This window comes from Curvibacter gracilis ATCC BAA-807, assembly GCF_000518645.1.
Taxonomy (GTDB): Bacteria; Pseudomonadota; Gammaproteobacteria; order Burkholderiales; family Burkholderiaceae_C; genus Curvibacter; species Curvibacter gracilis.
On sequence record NZ_JADZ01000070.1, the window covers coordinates 1 to 2064 of the forward strand.

Below are 2064 nucleotides of genomic sequence, written 5' to 3' on the forward strand. Positions count from 1 at the left end.
TGATGTCATCTCCCAGGCTGTCAAATTGAACGGGCACGACCCAACAAAACAGACCAACCCGAGCATGCGTGCGCCTGGGCTCACGGATTCAGGTTTGAGTAATGAATTTTATTTTTTTAAAATTTATACGTCCACCCCGCCGGGTGCACGGTTCGGTTTTAAAAATTACGAATGTGCTTATCGAGTAGACGATTTTAAAGAATACCAGAGCCTTAAACAGATTAGACACCTGTAGGAACTGACAAGCAAGGTAGTAAATTAACAGCAATGTTAATCAGTAGGCTAGAACGGGAACCAAACAAAGCCACATTGAAAGTCTTAATAGGCAGAACCAAGTTTGGGGGTTACTAATAACCTGAATCTGCTATCCCTCACCGATTAGATAACGTGTAGGGTCCGGTATGTAGTAAAACATATTTAGGAAAGACTAAAAACTAAATTTTTTTCAAAATTTGGTTTGGGAAAGTCTTTCTCCAGCTTAGTAGTGGAAACGGATAAGATGGAGAAAGACATTAAGGTACAAACAAAGACCGAAGGTACTTTGTTCTATTAAAGAAGAAATAAAACAATCAATCTATCTATAAAACATATGGAAATATTCTAAAATCAATAAATATTGACATTATTGTTAATTTAATATATATTGAATGATATATTTTAAAGGAGTTTTAATGTCATCAAATAAATACATATTAGGAATTATAGATAATTTAAATTTGAACTATCATTCATTTGATTTAAATGGAGATAGTACACAATTGGCACACAGGGAGATTTTTTATTACAAAAATTGTCTTGATAAAGATTTAAACCAAAGCCACGAAGAAATATTAAAAGATGAAAAAGAAATAAACACCCAAGATATTGAGTTTTTAAGTAACTACATCAAAGAAAAAGAATACATAAAAGATGAGTACAAAAGAATGAGGGCACTAGGTTTAATTGAAGATTAAAACCACCAACAAAGAAGAACAAAGGAACGAACTAGGCAGAAAGTAGAAAAGCTCACAGAGCCACTAAAAACCACCTAGAACCGTTTTTGTGTAGGTAGGTAGGGGGTAGGTGCTAGACGATAGGAAAATAGAAAACAAGAGCACCTCATAGGTGCTTTTTTATTTTTCTTAATTTTTACCAATTTGATTTTTAAAGGAGTAGTAACAATTATATAAAACAAAAATATAAGTTGACCAAGTAGAACAGCCAAAAGTCAGTACCGCTTCGCTACATTGCTTCGCAATAATGCCTTTTTATTCAGTCCTCTTTTTATTTCAAAAATAGTCACCCCATTTATATCGAGTTATATTTTTTCAAAATTTCAGTATTTACATTCGAAATAAAAACACTAAGATAGAAGTACAAAGCAAGGGTTATATTAAGGAACCAAAATAAATTTTGGCCTTACTATTTAATAACTGGGATTCTCCCAGACCCTATTTTTGAAGATTTAACCACCTAAAAGGAAATTAAAAATGTTAGACACAGAAGAAGATAAATTTCAGGAGAAAATTTTAAGAATTGAAACAAGAAGACAGAATGCCAAAAATAAATCTGTTAGAAAAAAATCAGCAGGACAAGCAGGAAAAGAAGATAACAAATTAAAAAGAAATGTCAGTATTAGAATAAGAGTTTCACCAAAAGAATATGAAAAAATAACAGGCTTATATTTAGAAACCAATGAAACAACACTGTCATTATTTGCTAGAAAAAAATTACTTTCTGAATTAAATTCAGAAAATAAACAAGTAAAACTAAGCGAAGAAAATCAAAATTTACTTATTATTCAAATGTTGAAAATTGGAAATAATTTAAACCAAATGACAAAAAGACTTCACAATTCTGCAATAAGTTCGAACGAATTAAAAGTAAATCTTGAAGAGATAAAAAATATTTTGAAAGAGATTTCCAAAGATTTAAAATGAGGTTTTGATATTTAAAATGTTTACGAAAGTTTTTTCCCGTGGTAATGGTAATCCTGAATCCGTGAGCCCAGGCGCACGCATGCTCGGGTTGGTCTGTTTTGTTGGGTCGTGCCCGTTCAATTTGACAGCCTGGGAGATGACATCA

3 protein-coding genes are annotated in these 2064 nt (G+C 32.0%); all 3 read left to right on the forward strand.

Annotation, left to right across the window (positions count from 1 at the left end):
* Window positions 1-235: hypothetical protein (locus tag L880_RS36175; protein ID WP_211245360.1), on the forward strand; the 235-nt coding region annotated here is incomplete at its 5' end.
* Window positions 236-671: 436 nt separating this feature from the next.
* Window positions 672-953 (forward strand): hypothetical protein, encoded by a 282-nt coding sequence (locus L880_RS35960; RefSeq protein WP_157463074.1) that lies wholly within the window; start codon window positions 672-674, stop codon window positions 951-953.
* Between the two features lie 516 nt (window positions 954-1469).
* On the forward strand, window positions 1470-1919 hold the full coding sequence (gene mobC, locus L880_RS35290) for a plasmid mobilization relaxosome protein MobC (RefSeq protein WP_084461673.1): 450 nt from the start codon (window positions 1470-1472) through the stop codon (window positions 1917-1919).
* Window positions 1920-2064 lie beyond the last annotated feature (145 nt).